The organism is Bacillus sp. TCT6 (assembly GCF_056033845.1).
In genome coordinates, this window is sequence record NZ_JBVYHX010000001.1 from 2,605,368 (window position 1) to 2,621,574 (window position 16,207).

Annotated in this window: 16 protein-coding genes; 6 read left to right on the top strand and 10 right to left on the bottom strand. The window is 36.3% G+C overall.

Annotation, left to right across the window (positions count from 1 at the left end; translation table 11 throughout):
• Positions 1–9: 9 nt before the first annotated feature.
• From lsrB to AC0ONG_RS13365, 4 genes are read right to left on the bottom strand one after another with little or no spacing between them, the layout of a single operon-like run.
• Complete coding sequence (gene lsrB / locus AC0ONG_RS13350; RefSeq protein WP_000823653.1) at positions 10–1,053, bottom strand: autoinducer 2 ABC transporter substrate-binding protein LsrB; 1,044 nt, start codon at positions 1,051–1,053, stop codon at positions 10–12.
• Positions 1,050–2,039 (bottom strand): ABC transporter permease, encoded by a 990-nt coding sequence (locus AC0ONG_RS13355; protein ID WP_000873535.1) that lies wholly within the window; start codon positions 2,037–2,039, stop codon positions 1,050–1,052. The genes lsrB and AC0ONG_RS13355 overlap by 4 nt, the downstream gene beginning before the upstream one ends.
• Positions 2,036–2,989 carry an ABC transporter permease subunit gene (locus AC0ONG_RS13360; protein WP_016077532.1) on the bottom strand — a complete coding sequence of 318 codons (954 nt, stop codon included), beginning with the start codon at positions 2,987–2,989 and terminating at the stop codon, positions 2,036–2,038. The genes AC0ONG_RS13355 and AC0ONG_RS13360 overlap by 4 nt, the downstream gene beginning before the upstream one ends.
• A complete protein-coding gene (locus AC0ONG_RS13365) occupies positions 2,986–4,473 on the bottom strand; it encodes a sugar ABC transporter ATP-binding protein (RefSeq protein ID WP_016077531.1) in 1,488 nt (495 codons plus the stop codon). Before AC0ONG_RS13365 ends, AC0ONG_RS13360 begins: the two co-directional genes overlap by 4 nt.
• 197 nt (positions 4,474–4,670) lie before the next feature.
• On the opposite strand from AC0ONG_RS13365, the gene AC0ONG_RS13370 reads away from it, so the two are divergent.
• Genes AC0ONG_RS13370 through lsrF form a run of 4 tightly spaced genes read left to right on the top strand, consistent with a single transcriptional unit; the run spans position 4,671 to position 8,342 of the window.
• Positions 4,671–5,603, top strand: a complete 933-nt coding sequence (locus AC0ONG_RS13370; protein ID WP_000192709.1) for a sugar-binding transcriptional regulator — start codon at positions 4,671–4,673, stop codon at positions 5,601–5,603.
• Entirely contained in the window at positions 5,603–7,165 is a 1,563-nt protein-coding gene (gene lsrK, locus AC0ONG_RS13375; RefSeq protein WP_000018812.1) for an autoinducer-2 kinase, read from the top strand. Before AC0ONG_RS13370 ends, lsrK begins: the two co-directional genes overlap by 1 nt.
• A gap of 25 nt (positions 7,166–7,190) precedes the next feature.
• Positions 7,191–7,553: a cupin domain-containing protein gene (locus tag AC0ONG_RS13380; protein WP_000909986.1), complete on the top strand. Its 363-nt coding sequence runs from the start codon at positions 7,191–7,193 to the stop codon at positions 7,551–7,553.
• Positions 7,554–7,559: 6 nt separating this feature from the next.
• On the top strand, positions 7,560–8,342 hold the full coding sequence (lsrF, locus tag AC0ONG_RS13385; RefSeq protein WP_000219772.1) for a 3-hydroxy-5-phosphonooxypentane-2,4-dione thiolase: 783 nt from the start codon (positions 7,560–7,562) through the stop codon (positions 8,340–8,342).
• Positions 8,343–8,451: 109 nt separating this feature from the next.
• On the opposite strand, the gene AC0ONG_RS13390 is transcribed toward lsrF, so the two are convergent.
• The 5 genes from AC0ONG_RS13390 to AC0ONG_RS13410 all read right to left on the bottom strand — a co-directional run bounded on the left by AC0ONG_RS13390 (position 8,452) and on the right by AC0ONG_RS13410 (position 12,579).
• Entirely contained in the window at positions 8,452–8,871 is a 420-nt protein-coding gene (locus tag AC0ONG_RS13390) for a VOC family protein (RefSeq protein ID WP_000773081.1), read from the bottom strand.
• A gap of 203 nt (positions 8,872–9,074) precedes the next feature.
• A complete protein-coding gene (locus AC0ONG_RS13395; protein WP_000570640.1) occupies positions 9,075–9,779 on the bottom strand; it encodes a nucleotidyltransferase family protein in 705 nt (234 codons plus the stop codon).
• A gap of 69 nt (positions 9,780–9,848) precedes the next feature.
• On the bottom strand, positions 9,849–10,175 hold the full coding sequence (gene hmoA, locus AC0ONG_RS13400; RefSeq protein WP_000469496.1) for a heme-degrading monooxygenase HmoA: 327 nt from the start codon (positions 10,173–10,175) through the stop codon (positions 9,849–9,851).
• A gap of 88 nt (positions 10,176–10,263) precedes the next feature.
• The gene (locus tag AC0ONG_RS13405) at positions 10,264–11,484 is read right to left on the bottom strand and encodes an MFS transporter (protein ID WP_086398345.1); all 1,221 of its coding nucleotides are present in this window, start codon (positions 11,482–11,484) and stop codon (positions 10,264–10,266) included.
• A gap of 51 nt (positions 11,485–11,535) precedes the next feature.
• Complete coding sequence (locus tag AC0ONG_RS13410) at positions 11,536–12,579, bottom strand: ArsR/SmtB family transcription factor (RefSeq protein WP_016077529.1); 1,044 nt, start codon at positions 12,577–12,579, stop codon at positions 11,536–11,538.
• Between the two features lie 303 nt (positions 12,580–12,882).
• Between AC0ONG_RS13410 and AC0ONG_RS13415 the strand changes: the two genes are divergently transcribed.
• Complete coding sequence (locus AC0ONG_RS13415; protein WP_000532733.1) at positions 12,883–13,374, top strand: DinB family protein; 492 nt, start codon at positions 12,883–12,885, stop codon at positions 13,372–13,374.
• Positions 13,375–13,706: 332 nt separating this feature from the next.
• Positions 13,707–14,900, top strand: a complete 1,194-nt coding sequence (locus AC0ONG_RS13420; protein WP_000273596.1) for a NupC/NupG family nucleoside CNT transporter — start codon at positions 13,707–13,709, stop codon at positions 14,898–14,900.
• 56 nt (positions 14,901–14,956) lie between these two features.
• Here AC0ONG_RS13420 and AC0ONG_RS13425 read toward each other — a convergent pair whose 3' ends face one another.
• Positions 14,957–16,204: a glutamate-5-semialdehyde dehydrogenase gene (locus tag AC0ONG_RS13425; RefSeq protein ID WP_098437068.1), complete on the bottom strand. Its 1,248-nt coding sequence runs from the start codon at positions 16,202–16,204 to the stop codon at positions 14,957–14,959.
• Positions 16,205–16,207 lie beyond the last annotated feature (3 nt).

Below are 16,207 nucleotides of genomic sequence, written 5' to 3' on the forward strand. Positions count from 1 at the left end.
TTTTCGTTACTAGAAATTATATTTATCAATATTCTCTTTCGTAAATACAACCCGCTCTGGCAATACAATAATTCCATTTCCTTCTGCCTCATAATCATAACCTTGGATGGAGTTTGGCTCTACTTTCACTTTTCCGATTCCTTTTACTTCAAAACTATCCCCTACTTTTAACTTCTTCCCTTTTACTACTATTTCATTTGCTACATACGTTGCGAGTGCACCTTGTTGTTTTACATCCCATAATCCAAATTGTTGTACTGTTCCTCGTTTTACGTAATCACGCATAACGTTTGGTGTAGAGAAGCCAGTTACAACAACTTTTTTATCCATTTTCAAGTTTTCAGCTGCTTGTGCCATCGCTGGTAGTGCCGTTGCATCCGGGCAAATGACTGCATTAATATCTGGATACGTTTTTAATATGTTCTCCCCTACTGATAACGATTTTTGCGCATTATTTTCACCGTACTGCGTCGTTACAATTTCCCAGTTCGGATATTTCTTTTTAATAATTTCTTTCGCTTTCGTTACCCATTGGTTTTGATCCGTTACTGTTGGACTAGAATAAAAGAAAGCTACTTTTCCTTTATCTCCAATTTGCTTGGAAGTCATTTCAATTAATAAGTTAGCAAGTTGGTCTGGTGTCCCTTGACTTATATAAAAAGAACGGTCTTTCGGATTCACATCAGAATCCCACGTTAAGACAGTCATTCCTTTTTTCTTAGCACGCTGCAGTGATTGCGATAAACCATCAACTGATGTAGAGGAAACCATAAGTGCATCATAGTTTTGATTAATGAAATTATTTATATACTTTACTTGCCCTGATACACTCGCTTCAGACGGCCCATCATATTTCACTTGTACGCCTAGCTTATCTCCCATCTCCTTTGCTCCTTCACCGCCCGATGTAAAGAAGCCAACTCCAGTTAATTTCGGGATAAATGCAAATTTCACATCATCTGCTTTTTTCTTATCTGCCGTTTGACTGGAACAAGCGATTAAACCAATTAAACAAATACATACGATCAATACAATCCCTAGTTTTCTCTTCATGACATTTCCCCCTTATGCAAATTCCGTCTTTTCCCTGCTAAGAATTGATGTAATTTGAAATGTCTCATAATAACTGAAAGAATAAGGATAATACCTATTACTACATTTGATTGTTCATTTGTTAAACCTGTCATTTGTAGGCCATATTGCATAAGGCCTATAAAAATACTCGCTAGTACAGTACCAATAATACTTCCTTTTCCTCCCGTAATAAGTGTCCCGCCTAATACGACTGCTGTAATGATTGGTAATATTGTTTCACTTCCCATATCAGCACGTGCGGAACCGAAATATGCAGTTAAGAAAGCACCCCCTAATCCACCTCCTAACCCAGAAAGTATGTAAGCAATGATTACTACTTTCTTCGTCTGAATCCCGGTGTATTTTGCTGTATTTTCGTTCGCTCCTGTTAATTGTACGTGGCGTCCATATATCGTTCGGTGAAACAAAATCGTGCATACAATTGTTAATGCGATAAGAAGCCATAATAAGTTAGGTATTCCTATAAAACTACCATTTGCTAGTTGTACATAAGCATCAGGTAAACCACTTATCCCTTCATATCCAGAAGCACCCGCCCCTCCTGAAATGACGAGTGCAATTCCTCCATATAAAAACATCGTTCCGAGTGTAACAACTAGTGGTTCTACATCTGTCATTTTTATAATGAATCCATTTAAAGCGCCTGCTAAGCAACTGACTATAAGTGCCATTATTACTGCTAATAAAATATGAATCCCATTCATCCAAAGTACACCAATTAAAATCGAAGTTAGCCCCATAATAGATCCTACAGATACGTCAATTCCTCCTGTTACAATAACGAAAGTCATTGGAATCGCTGCGATTGCTATAAACAGAAAATCATTTGTACTAAAAAGGAGATTACTAATATTTAAAAAATCACGATTTATAAAACTAAAGAGAATGAATTCTATAAGAAGTAATACGATTAGAACACCTTCCCATCTGTAAAAATACTTCATAGATTCATCCTCCTCTCTACTTTCCACTTCTTCATGACACTATCTAGTATGATAATAAGTAATAGTAAAAAACCCGAAATAGCATTATTCCAAAATGCTGGTATTTTTAAAAAGACGAGTGAGCTACTTATTGTTTCTAAAAATAACGCTCCTAATGCAGCTCCAAATAAAGATCCTGTTCCTCCTTTTAAGTGAATTCCTCCTAGTACAGCGGCTGCGATTACTTGTAATTCTAATCCTGTACCTGTTTGATTTGGCACGAAACCGATATTCATAACAAATATGCAACCAGCGATCGCAGCGCTTATGCCTGAAATCATAAACGCATATATCTTCACTTTATTAACAGGTATACCAATAAGCCTCGCGCCATCTTCATTATCACCTACCGCATAAAAGTATCTTCCCAATGGCACTTTTCTTAAAAAGAAGTATAGTAGTAGTAAAATAATAAGAACGAACCATACGGTTATAGGTAAACCAAGAATGATGATAGATGGCAGCTGCTTAAAATCGTTTGGAATATCTTCAATCCACTTCCCGCCTGTGAAAATTAACATTGTACCTCTAATAATTCCTAACATGCCTAATGTCATAATAATGGCTGGTACCCGAAACTTCGCAACTCCAATACCATTTACGAAACCAATAATGGCCCCAAGTATAATAGCTACAAATATCGACAAGAATGCACTATACCCATTCGTTAACATCATTCCGCAAACTGCTGCACTTAACCCCATGCTTGAACCAACTGATACATCTATATTTTTCGTAAATAAGACGAACGATTGACCGATTGCTAGCACGACTAAAATAACGCTTGATTTCATCAGTAAAGATAACGAGTTAAATTGAATAAAACTAGGGTTTATCATTCCTACAATAGCTATATAAATTAGTAGTAACAGTATGATAGACGTTTCATGCATTTTTAACATACGTTTCATTCCGCTACACCTCCGTATGCAAGGCGTGTAACTTCATTCACACTCAGTTGTTCTTTTTCCATATGAGAAACAAATCGCCCATTTCTCATTACATATACACGGTTTACTAATTGGACAATTTCTTCAACATCTGAAGAGATTAATAAAATTGCGAGTCCTTCCCTTTTCATTTTTTTTATCGTCTCATACACTTCAAGCCTTGCTTTCGCATCAATTCCGCGAGTCGGCTCATCAAGAATAATAATTTTAGGATTACATGCAAGATACTTCGCAAGCACGACCTTCTGCTGATTACCTCCTGATAAAGATGCCAGTTCTTTATTCATATTCTGTACAACAATTCGGAACTGTTCTATAAACGAATTAACTAAAGCGCTTTCTTTTTCTTGATTTATAAAAAAGCGATTATTTTGATATAAACTTGCTGCTGCAATATTTTCTTTAACAGAAGCAATTGAGAAAATTCCATTCCTCGCTCTATCCTCTGGCACATAAACTAGTCCTTCGTCTAGCCTTTTATGCAAAGAACACGTATCAATTGATTTTCCACCCAATAAGATAGACCCTGATTTTATAGTTTTCAATCCAAATATCGCTTCTGCTAATTCCGTTCTGCCAGATCCTATAATGCCAGCAACACCTACAACCTCACCGGCATGTACAGTGAATGATATATTTTCGAATGCGTGACCATTTATATCAACCACTTCTAATATTTTTTTCGTCTTTACTGTCTCTTGAACTACTTCTATTTTCTCTTTCTGTTTATATCCTTTTGGCAATAGTCCCTCCATCAGCATGTCATATGTATAGTCACATACATCACCTTGGCTTACAACCATTCCATCACGTAGTATTGCTACTTTGTTGGCAATTTCAAAGATTTCTGGAAAACGATGCGTAATATAAATCATCCCAATTCCTTTTTCTTGTAAACTTTTCATCAACACAAAAAGACTCTTAATTTCGTGTGTTGTTAATGTCGATGTTGGCTCATCTAGAATAAGAATCTCAGCTTCTCTTATTAATCCTCTAACGATTTCTACTAACTGTTGTTGCGCAATCGATAATGTTCCTCCTAGTTTATTAAGGTCAATATCCCATCCTAAGCTGCTAATCAATTGCTGAATCTGTATTTTTAGTTTCTTTTTCTTTTTCTTTTCTTTTAACCCGATACATATATTTTCTTCAATAGTCATATGCGGAAAAATGAGTGGTTCTTGCGGTATTAAATAAATACCTTTTCGGTGTGCTTCTGATGGATTTGAAAACTGTTGCTTCATTCCTTTTACATACATCTCTCCACCATCATACGAATATAACCCCGTTAATATTTTCATTAATGTTGATTTCCCGGCGCCATTTCCCCCCACTAAAGCGTATATATCTCCGCGCTCTACTTGTAAGTTCACTTCTTTTAATACAAGTTGATTTAAAAACGCCTTACTCATTTTCTTTACTTGTAATAAAGGTACGTTCTCCACATGATGTCACCTGCCTTTATCCAGAACATTTTTTGAGAAAATGATTATTTGTTCTACTTGTTTTGTAGCATTGTATATTCCTTTTTTTATATCTAGAACACTTTTTTCTACGTACTATTAATCGTTTCAACTGGAATAAACAAAATATATGGTACATATGTTTAAGCTGTGGTCAATTGTTGAAAGGGATGAAGAGTATGACTCAGCTGAACTTTGAAGAAAATTTATTAACTAAAGTAGCTTGGTACTATTATAAAGACCAATTAACACAACAGGAGATCGCGTCACTTCTTCATATTTCAAGAAATAAAGTCGTCCGGTTATTAGATAAAGCGCGGAGTGAAGGTATCGTTACATTTCACGTAAAAGGGACTGGTTTGCACTGTTTAAGTATTGAGCGTGACCTAATGAAAAAATTCCACTTAAAAGATGCTTTTATTATCCCTACCCCAGTAAACAATTATCACGCTTCTCTCGGAAAAGCTGCTGCACAATATTTAGAAACTCATCTCCAGCAAGGCGATTTACTCGGTATTGGCTGGGGAGAAACAATTAGCAAAATGCTAGAAAACATTCATTTTGAAAGTTCTATCAACCTTTCAATCGTAACGCTCACAGGCGGGGTAAATCACTATCTCCCGAGAAAACAAAACTATTTACACTACATGCAAGGCGAACTTCACATTATCCCTACGCCGTTTCTAGCGTCTACAACCGAAATGGCACAAAGTATTCTATCAGAACCGAGTGTAAAAGATATGCTTCAAGTCGCTTCACTTGCTCATACGGCTGTTGTCGGTATTGGGGGATTATCTCAAGACGCTACGATTGTAAAAGAAGAAAAATTAACACTACGTGAGATGACATATATTCGTAGTCAAAACGGTGCTGGCGATATTTTAGGTCAGTTTTATAATACAAATGGCGATTTATTAGAGCTCTCGCATCACAATCGTCTAATTGGCACGCCCCTCTCTATTTTGCGCAATATGAAGCATGTCGTCGGTGTTGCTGGAGGTACTGAAAAGATAGATGCAATTTATGGTGCCTTAAAAGGAAAGTTTATTCATTCATTAATTACCGATGAGGAAACTGCCCTCTCCTTATTACGAAAGGATGGTGATTGTTAATGTCCCATTTATTAGCTTTCGATGCTGGTACAGGGAGCATTCGAGCAGTTCTTTTTGATTTACATGGTAATCAAATTGCAGTAAGTCAAAAAGAATGGATTCACAAATCTGACCTTCGTTATCCAGGCTCTATGAACTTTGATGTAGTAGAAAATTGGAAGCTAGTACAAGAATGTACGAAAGAGGTGCTTCAAAAAAGCAACACTCCTGCCTCTTCTATTCTTGCTATTAGCGCTACAAGTATGCGAGAAGGATTTGTTTTATATGATCAAGATGGGCAAGAAATATGGGCGTGTGCAAATGTTGATGGGCGCGCATCCGTCGAAGTTAGTGAATTAAAAGAAATTCGGTCACATCTTGAAAAAGATTTATATACAAAGTCTGGTCAAACTTTTTCATTAGGTGCTTTACCACGCCTACTCTGGATAAAAAAACATGAACCCGACGTCTATAATAATATTCACTCTTTTACAATGTTAAACGATTGGATTTTATATAAACTAAGCAGCGTACTACAAATTGATCCCTCAAACGGATGCACGTCAGGTATTTTTGACTTACAAAATAGAGTGTGGGATAACGATGTCGCTAAGGAGTGCGGTCTATCTTTGCCATTTTCACCAACAGTAAATGAAGCTGGTACAGTAATTGGCAACGTTACAAAAGAGTGTGCAGCATTAACTGGATTACGTGAAGGGATTCCTGTCGTCGCCGGGGGTGGAGATGCTCAAATGGCATCGCTCGGAACAGGAATCGTGAAACCGAATCAAACGTTAATATGCGGGGGTAGCTTTTGGCAACAAGAAGTGAATGTTACTGAGCCAATAACAGATCCACATGCTGCGATTCGAGTAAATTGTCACGTTGTTCCGAACCTATGGCAATATGAAACAATCGCCTTTTTCCCAGGTCTCGTTATGCGCTGGTTTCGAGACGCTTTTTGCCAAGAAGAAAAGAAACTTGCTGATAAACTCGGTGTAGATGCTTATGAATTACTAGAAGAACAAGCGAAAGACGTACCTGTCGGTTCACATGGCATTATCCCTACTTTTTCAAACGTTATGAACTACATTTCTTGGCGTCATGCCGCACCTTCTTTTTTAAATTTAAGTTTAGACGCTGACAAATGCGGAAAAAAAGAACTGTTTCGTGCTATTGAAGAAAATGCAGCCTTCATTACACTTGGAAACTTAAAATTAATAAAAAATCTAACTGGCACATTCCCTTCTGAAGTTATTTTTGCTGGCGGTGCCGCTAAAGGAAAACTATGGCCACAAATTCTATCAGACGTACTCGGTATTCCTGTAAAAGTACCTGTTGTGAAAGAAGCAGCTGCTTTAGGAACTGCGATTGCTGCTGGAGTTGGTGCTGGCATATATTCATCTATGGAAGAAACTGCCGAAGAGTTTGTACAGTGGGAGCAAACATTCGAACCAGTTACTGAAAATCACGAACTATATAAAGAGTTCTATGAAACATGGAAAACTGTATATGACAGTCAGCTCGCTTTAGCTGATAAAGGGCTCACCTCACATATGTGGATTGCGCCTGGTGCACTGTAACACATTACATAAAGGAGTGAACTGTATGTTAAAAGCGAATGAAAATGACTTCTCCTATCGCTTCGGTGATAACGGGCCGAAATATTTAATACAAGGTCCAAATATTGATCTTGGCCTTGTTGTCATTCAACCGGGCCAGGAGTTTCAAAACCATTATCATACGACGTGCGAAGAGGTCTTTTATGCATTAGAAGGTGAAATAGATTTCTATGTGAATAATGAAAGAGTTCCAATTAAACAAGGTGATGTCCTGCAAGTTCGTCCTCATGAATCTCACTATCTTATTAACCATTCTGACAAACCTTTTAAAGCTGTTTTTATTAAGTCACCACATTTACCAAATAAAGATACTGTACAAACGGAAAATCCAACATTAACGAAGGAGTGATTTGGAATGACTTGGGGATTTAAAAATCGATTAAATACAATTTTACCTGATGGTAGAGCGGTTATGTTAGCAATAGATCACGGTTATTTCTTAGGACCAATTCACGGACTAGAACAACCACTTGAAACAGTAAAAAACTTACTTCCTTATACAGACTCCCTCTTTTTAACGCGTGGTGTACTTAGCTCCTGTATTCCTGAAAACTGCAGCACACCGATGGTTATGCGTGTATCTGGCGGCGCTACTGTCGTCGGTAAAGATTTAGCGAATGAAACAATTGTTACACCTGTAAAAGAAGCAGTGAAGCAAAACGCAATTGGCGTTGGCGTTTCTGTTTTTGTCGGATCAGACTATGAAACACAAACTGTTTCGAATCTCGCAAATGTAGTCTCTGAAGCTCACGATTACGGCCTACCCGTACTCGGCATTACCGCAGTCGCAAAAGAATTACAAAAACGTGAAGCTCGCTTTCTAGCACTTGCTTCCCGCGTATGTGTTGAAATGGGTGCTGATATTATTAAAACGTATTACTGCGAAGGATTCGAAAAAATAACGAGCACATGCCCTGCCCCAGTCGTCATCGCAGGTGGCCCAAAACTAGATTCAATTGAAGACGCATTAAACATTACGTACAATGCGCTGCAAGAAGGCGCAATTGGAGTAGACATGGGCCGAAACATATGGCAATCCGAGCACCCAGCTGCGATGATTCAAGCGATACATGGCATTGTGAAGAATGGATTGAATGTGAAAGAGGCGCTTGAACTTTATGATGATGTGAAGAATTAATGTGAAAAGACAGACTATTTATTAGTCTGTCTTTTTTACTTTACAGTGAAACTTTCTTAATCCGTCTTCTAATATGATACATACTTAAATTCTATACACCTTCAAATGATTACTCTTGATGATTACTATTAAGCTTTGAAACTTTCTTACCTTCTCTATAATCAAGACAAGACACTTCAATTAATAAGCCATTAAATACTGTAAAATAAAAACCATAACTACTACCTCGCATCGAATAAGGTTCCTTATCTATTTCAATGCCGCCTGCTACTAAACGATTATACGCTTGATCAACTTCATTTGAAGTATCCACTAAAAAACCAATATGAAAAGCTTCAGGATACATAACTTCCTTATTTCCCTTAAATGCTTTTGGATCGCTCAGCACAAGTATAAATCCACTTTCATCACTCATCACTACTAGTGCCTTTCCCTTTTGCTCCAAAAATTGAAAATCAAAAAATGTTTCAAAGAAATGTCTCGCTTCTGATAAATCATCAACACATAAATTCAAATGATTTAACTTCATTCACTCATCTCCTTTTAAGCAGAGGGTATGTAGACTCATTTTCATAACACTTAAATATGCAAGGTAAGATATTCAAGCGTTCCGTCTAAGACTATGCTTTATAAGTCTAATACTTTTCTCCATAGCCTAGAACGTTTTTTATGACTGCAATTATATAAACCGTTCGACGTGAAATATTAATGTACCTATATAAAATAGTCTCATTATTTATTTTCCAGATTGTGTAGAACCCACTCAACCAGGAAAATTGCTGAAGGGATGCGCTCTGTTGTATCACCTAAAAATAGCTTATTAAGTAACTCATCTAAATGAATTGGCTTATTCGGCAACGTTTGAATATACCTTAAAGCAGATCCCGCTGGCGGTACTGGCTTATTATTAATAGCCCATATCCCTTCTAACAATGTCCAAGTTGACGTATGAACTAAGTATGAAGCTTTTAACTCATCATTTGCTTTTAAAGCAGATTGAATTTTAATAAGCGAACTATGCAACCAATGAGAAATGCCCTTCATTTTGTCACTTGAAACACGATAGTTTTCAAATTCATATGTAGCTATTTCCTTTAACTTTTTTAACTCACCGCTTTTATCAAACAAAATTTTCCCTTCTAGAAATGAGTATAGTTCCATCGGATTGTTTTTAAAGTTTACTTGAATTTGATTAAAATCTGCACCCTTATATTCAACTAAAATATCTTCTCTCATTTCAGAATGAAATTTCTTCTTTTGTCCGTCTTCTAAAAGAATATAGAAGTCTAAATCAGATTCAGGATATGCATCGCCTCTTGCAACAGATCCAATTAGCATGAATCCATTTACCTTTTCCATAGATAAGACTTCCGCTACTATTGTTTGCACTAATTTTTTATGTTGTTCATATGTAATGAATGCAAGTTTTTCTATCATTCCCATCCCCCCAGTAATAAAAAAGAGGATACATGATTGCTTCTACAACATGTATCCTCTGCTTGTATATTACGACTGCTGATAAGCCGCTTTTGATGATTTCACATAATAAACTGCGTGATCCACATTAATGATATGATCTGGTTTTGGTTTACCACGGCCCGCTCTATGTCCAGCTAAGTGTTCTTCACTTGTTTCCCAGTTTTTCCATGCTTCTTCAGATTCCCAGCGAATCATAACGACTACTTCTTCGTCGCCGCGTCTTACTTTTTTCACAAGAACACTTAAGTCAATAAAGCCTTCAAATTTTTCAATAATACCTTCTCCAGTAAAACGTTCTACAACTATATTTGATGTACCTTCTTTTACTGTAAATGTTTTCGTTTCGATAAACATATATCCCACTCCTTCATTGTAATACGAATACTACTATTATAGTTGATTATGATAATTATTTTCAATTATAAAGTTTAAATTTTTCGAATTATGCTGTTTTCTCTTCTATCGCCTCATCTAAAAATTTGAAATATGGGAGTAAGATTCCGATTAAAGAAGTGACACATATAATTGAACCGATAATAAAGTATAGTGCTCTTACTCCCCACATTTCACTCAATATGCCCCCTACTAACACACCTAACGGCATAGCGGATCGTATGAAAAATAATCGCACCGAAAATATTTGTCCTATCATATTGTTCGGAACTGATTGTTGGCATATCGTTGTGTTATAAACATTGAAAAATGCAATACAAACACCTGCAACTATTTCAATTATTACCGCCATTACAATACTGTGGTTAAAACCTAGCGAAATGTATGTGAGTCCCCCGATAAACAATCCTCCAAGCATAAGTATACGCCTGCTTTTATATGTTACTTTTCCGACTAGTATAGATCCAACTACATAGCCAAGTGGGAATCCGGCCATAAAATAACCAAATTCCGCATATCCCGCTGACAGCTCGTCTTTTATATAAGGAAGATTTGTAACCATCGTTACCCCAACTCCAAATTGCACGAAAGTAAGAAATATACCGAGCCAAACGATGATTGGTTTTGTAAAAAAATATGTAAAACCGTGAAGAAACTGTCCAAGCCGCGTTTTCCGAATAGGTTGCGACGTTCTATTTTCTTTTATATAAAGTAAGAAAGCACCACTAACAAATAAACAAATGCATACGAAAGATAATGTAAGTTCTGTTCCAATGAAATGAATGACTACTCCGCCTAATACTGGCGCAAGAAACATCATAAGGCGAGTCATTCCATCAATGTACGCATTTGCATCTTGAAGTTGTTCTTTCCCTACAATGCTCGGTGTAATTGCTTGACTTGCAGGTGTATAAAGTGGTGTAATAAGTCCCACTACAATTTGAACAACATAAATGTGCCAAACTTCTATACTACCCGAAACTAGCATCACCAAAGGTAATAAAAATACGGACGCTCGTATCCATTGTGAAAAAATCATAATCCACTTCCGGCTCCATTTATCAATAAATGGGCCGCTGATTAATTGCAGTATGAGTGATGGGATGAAATATAATAACCACATACTACTTAAAGCCATTTCTGATCCTGTTAACTCATATACTAGAATTGAATTACATAACGTTCCGAAAGCCCCTCCTAATTCAGAGATTGCACTACCAATCCACATAAAAAAGAACGAACGATTTTTCAATATATTTTTCAATTTCACACACCAACTTTTCTTTTATATTCCTCCCTTTATGTACATTCTCGTTGTTAATTATCTATTCAAAAACATATCTAATTCTTTCGCTAAAGACTGTACTGCTTTCTTTCTTAATACATATTTTCCGTCATGTATATCAACTAACTTCGCTGCACGTAACAATTTCAAATGATGGTGTACAGTCGATTTACCGAGTTGCAATCTTTCCGTTATTTCCTGTAATGTACGTTCTTTTTCAAACAACATTTTTACAATTCGCAATCTCGCTTCATCTCCAAGAGCCTTATGTTTTTGAACTAAAAAATAATTCGGTTCATACGGATCTTCAGGATGAATACTTTCATTCGCAACTGGATAATGAAATACTTTCGTATCATCAATATCTGCTTCAATATTCCACGGTCTGTACGTCATTTGCGGAATAAGAAGTACGTGATGAACACTTGGCTCTGGCATATAGTTCACTCCGCCAGTCGCCCACTCGACAAACTCTTCCGGCTTCATCTTTTTATTCATTTCATTTTTTGCTTCATAATCTCGTTTTAATATAGAAAGTATTTCTTCTTCCTCACTCTTAATTACACTCTCATACCACCCTGTCATTACAGCGATTAAATGAGATTTCAGCACTTGTACATCTACATCACATATAAAGCGAATGTACGTAGAGAAAAAATGATGATCATGTGTTAATTCCTTTAGCTCATGTATTGCAGTTCCATCTCTACTTGCGGCTAAACGTCTTTTTTTCTCATATTTCTCCCCTAAAAACGGTAAGCATGTATACTTCAAATCTTCTTCTGAAAGTGAATCGATTTTAGCATGAAACTGCGATACACCCTGTATGTCTTCTTCATACAACAACTGAAGCAATGCTTTCCACGTATTATTTTCTTCGACAAATTGTAAGTGCTCTCTCATTTCTTCTGTTAATGATTTCTTAATTTCTTCCCATTCATTTTGACTCTTTTCAAGTGTATCAATTAACCTCTTATGAGTAATTGCTGCAATGCCAAGCGCACATTCGAAAAGTATCGAATATTTCACTTGAACGTTATAAGTTTCCCTCTTTCTACTCGTTATGTGATAGACCTCCATTTTTATCCCCTCCTTGTTTGCTATATATTAAATTCTATTTTTATCGAATTTAACCTTCTATATTTTTAGAATTATTTTGCGACTTCAAAAAAACTCTAATCAATGAGCAAATAGAGAAAGGTTTATACTCTTTTTCATTCTGACTTAATTAAAGCCTTGATTATTAAGTATCATATTAAAAAGAAGTTTTTTAATGGCTCTGTTATAAGTTGTCTTTCACCCTCTTGTGCAACTATAGAAAAGGTTTATTGAAGAGAAAAGAGCATTGGTTTTATGAAGAAAAATGAACAGGAGGCTATACGAATGGGAAGAAAAGAAATGTTGCAAAATGGAGTCCAACAAGTTTTTTACGAAGAAGAATGGTACCCACCAATATCAGAAGCGTTAAAGAATCTTACGGTTGAACAAGCATGTTGGCAACCAGAAGGTGCTGCCAGTAATACGATTTGGGAAAATGTGAACCATTTATTAATCTTTAAAGAACGCCTACTTTCCCGCTTACATGAAGACGACACATTTGTTGCTCCACAAAATAATGATGAGACGTTTATCCAAGGTGGACCTAATGATGATGCCGCTTGGCAGCAAACCGTAAAGCGAACGCTTCAAGTACATGATGCCTTACAATCTTCATTAACCGCCCTTCAAGAAGCAGAACTAGATCAACTAAGTCCTTCTCTACCAGTTTGGCAACAATATATGAATATCCTTTTGCATGATGCTTATCATACAGGACAAATTATACAGCTTCGGAAACTTCAAGGTTCATGGCCAACTCACCGTTCTTATTTATAAAGTGAAATTTTAATCAGCTCTTACCAATCGGGATTTTGCGGGCAGCCCATCCCCACCTCACTTCTTTGCTTTCCTTGAATTTTGAGGTAAAAATCTTACTGCTCGTTAATCCGGAATAAACGATGTTTAAAATCGCATACGTTTAATATCCAACAAAACAATTGAAAACAGCTAATTGTTCGATAATTACTACGATTGCTCAAAATAAAGCAAATTAAAATACATTGATTCCTAACATAACTTACATGCTTCATAACTTCTAATCATAATCCAAATTTGGAAGAATAGATGCTTTTTTATATACAAATAATAACTCTCAAGGAGTTGTTGACATGTATTTCATATTGAATATGTTAGGGATTTTCGTTGTCATATTAATCATTTTCTTATGTTCGCCTAATAAAAAACATATAAAATGGAGACCAATTGTAATTCTCATCCTATTGGAGCTTTTTATTACGTGGTTTATGTTAGGCACAAAGCTCGGCAGTATTATCATTAATAAAATTGCGTCATTTTTCAGTTGGCTACTAGCATGTGCGAATGAAGGTATTCGATTTGCATTTCCTTCAGCTATGGAAAGTCAGCACATTGATTTCTTCTTTAGTGCGTTACTTCCTATCATTTTTGTTATTACTTTTTTCGATATTCTTTCTTATTTCGGAATCTTAACTTGGATTATTGATAAAGTAGGTGCAGTTATTTCAAAGATTTCTCGTTTACCAAAGTTAGAAAGTTTCTTTTCGATTCAAATGATGTTTTTAGGAAACACCGAAGCACTTGCGGTTGTTCGGGATCAATTATCTGTTTTAAAAGAAAATCGATTATTAACTTTTGGAATTATGAGTATGAGTAGCGTTAGCGGATCCATTCTTGGTGCTTATTTATCAATGGTTCCAGCAACATATATTTTCAGCGCAATCCCATTAAACTGTATTAACGCATTAATTTTAGCCAATGTATTAAATCCTGTGGAAGTTTCGAAAGAAGAAGACGTTGTTTACACACCTTCAAAACATGAAAAAAAGGATTTCTTTTCTACTATTTCAAACAGTATGTTAGTTGGGATGAATATGGTTATCGTTATTTTAGCTATGGTAATTGGTTATGTAGCTTTAACAGCATGTTTAAATGGGATTTTAGGATTTTTTGTAACGGGGTTAACAATCCAAAAAATCTTCTCCATTATCTTTAGTCCTTTTGCATTTTTACTCGGTTTATCAGGCAGTGATGCTATGTATGTAGCTGAATTAATGGGGATCAAAATAACGACGAATGAATTTGTTGCAATGATGGATTTAAAATCAAACTTAAAGTCGCTACAACCGCATACGGTTGCGGTTGCAACAACATTTCTAGCTTCTTTTGCTAACTTTAGTACAGTAGGTATGATTTACGGAACTTACAATTCATTATTTGGCGGGGAAAAATCATCAGTCATCGGTAAAAATGTTTGGAAGCTTCTTGTTAGCGGGATGGCTGTTTCTTTATTAAGCGCTATGCTTGTAGGGCTTTTTGTATGGTAAATGGATATTATAATAACAAAAGACATCTCAATTAAATTGGATGTCTTTTGTTATTCTTAGCTCCGAATTTGTCCATTTCCACGAATTACATATTTTGTGGAAGTTAATGCTGGAAGCCCCATTGGTCCTCTTACGTGTAATTTTTGCGTACTGATACCAATTTCCGCTCCGAATCCAAATTCGGATCCATCTGTAAAACGAGTCGATGCATTATGATAAAGTGCCGCGGCATCTACAGAAGTAAAAAACTTGCTGACGTTTTCCTCGTTTTCAGTAATAATTGCTTCAGAATGCATAGATCCATACGTATTTATATGATGAATCGCTTCTTCAACAGTGGAAACCACTTTCACTGCTAGTGTGAGAGATAAAAACTCAGTTTCCCAGTCTTCTTCTGTCGCAAGTAAGATAGAAGAATCAATCGCCACTGCTTTATTATCACCACGTAGCTCCACTCCTCTTTCCTTCAAGGAAGAAAACAACTCGCTACCATATTGCTCTGCCCAATTCTCATGAAGTACAATCGTCTCAATTGCATTACATACAGATGGACGCTGTGTTTTTGCATTTATAATAATATTAAACGCCATTTGTTTATCTGCTGTTTCATCAATGAATATATGACAATTTCCCGCACCTGTTTCAAGTACTGGAACAGACGCTTCTCTCACAACAGTATCGATTAATTGTTTGCCACCTCTTGGAATAAGAACGTCTAGATAATCCTTCATTGTAAACAACTGCTTCGCGCTATTTCGCGTTGTATCTTCTATAAGCTGTACGCTTTCTTGAGGTAAGCTTGTTAGTTTGAGCGCTCTGTGAATAACGGCAACGATGGCCTTATTAGAATGAATAGCAGAAGAACTACCACGTAATATGACTGCGTTTCCTGTCTTCAAACAAATTGTAGCTGCATCCACTGTTACATTCGGTCTTGCCTCATAAATCATGCCTATAACACCAAGTGGTACGCGCATCTCCTGAATAGATAGTCCATTTGGCCTTTCCCATGCACTTACACATTCTCCTACAGGATCACGTAATTCAATTAGCTGCTTAATCCCCTCTGTCATATCAATAATACGATTTTCAGTTAGCAGAAGACGATCAAGGAGTGAATCAGAAAATCCTTTTGCCTTACCTTCTTCAATATCCCTCTTGTTTTCTTCTAAAATATAAGCTGTTTCTAATATTAACTGATCAGCTATTGCGGAAAGTGCTTCATTTTTTTGCTCTGTAGATTTAAGCACAAGCTCTCTAGCAACCTCTTTTGCTTTTATCCCCTTTGCCAACACTTCATTCATTTT

What these genes read in the sequence shown, in the direction of transcription:
- AC0ONG_RS13395 (WP_000570640.1), bottom strand. Translation starts at nt 9,779, where the DNA reads ATGATAGAAAAACTTGCATTCATTACATATGAACAACATAAAAAATTA.
- AC0ONG_RS13425 (WP_098437068.1), bottom strand. Translation starts at nt 16,204, where the DNA reads ATGAATGAAGTGTTGGCAAAGGGGATAAAAGCAAAAGAGGTTGCTAGA.
- AC0ONG_RS13360 (WP_016077532.1), bottom strand. Translation starts at nt 2,989, where the DNA reads ATGAAACGTATGTTAAAAATGCATGAAACGTCTATCATACTGTTACTA.
- AC0ONG_RS13420 (WP_000273596.1), top strand. Translation starts at nt 13,707, where the DNA reads ATGTATTTCATATTGAATATGTTAGGGATTTTCGTTGTCATATTAATC.
- lsrB (WP_000823653.1), bottom strand. Translation starts at nt 1,053, where the DNA reads ATGAAGAGAAAACTAGGGATTGTATTGATCGTATGTATTTGTTTAATT.
- AC0ONG_RS13355 (WP_000873535.1), bottom strand. Translation starts at nt 2,039, where the DNA reads ATGAAGTATTTTTACAGATGGGAAGGTGTTCTAATCGTATTACTTCTT.
- lsrK (WP_000018812.1), top strand. Translation starts at nt 5,603, where the DNA reads ATGTCCCATTTATTAGCTTTCGATGCTGGTACAGGGAGCATTCGAGCA.
- AC0ONG_RS13415 (WP_000532733.1), top strand. Translation starts at nt 12,883, where the DNA reads ATGGGAAGAAAAGAAATGTTGCAAAATGGAGTCCAACAAGTTTTTTAC.
- AC0ONG_RS13390 (WP_000773081.1), bottom strand. Translation starts at nt 8,871, where the DNA reads ATGAAGTTAAATCATTTGAATTTATGTGTTGATGATTTATCAGAAGCG.
- AC0ONG_RS13410 (WP_016077529.1), bottom strand. Translation starts at nt 12,579, where the DNA reads ATGGAGGTCTATCACATAACGAGTAGAAAGAGGGAAACTTATAACGTT.
- lsrF (WP_000219772.1), top strand. Translation starts at nt 7,560, where the DNA reads ATGACTTGGGGATTTAAAAATCGATTAAATACAATTTTACCTGATGGT.
- AC0ONG_RS13380 (WP_000909986.1), top strand. Translation starts at nt 7,191, where the DNA reads ATGTTAAAAGCGAATGAAAATGACTTCTCCTATCGCTTCGGTGATAAC.
- AC0ONG_RS13370 (WP_000192709.1), top strand. Translation starts at nt 4,671, where the DNA reads ATGACTCAGCTGAACTTTGAAGAAAATTTATTAACTAAAGTAGCTTGG.
- hmoA (WP_000469496.1), bottom strand. Translation starts at nt 10,175, where the DNA reads ATGTTTATCGAAACGAAAACATTTACAGTAAAAGAAGGTACATCAAAT.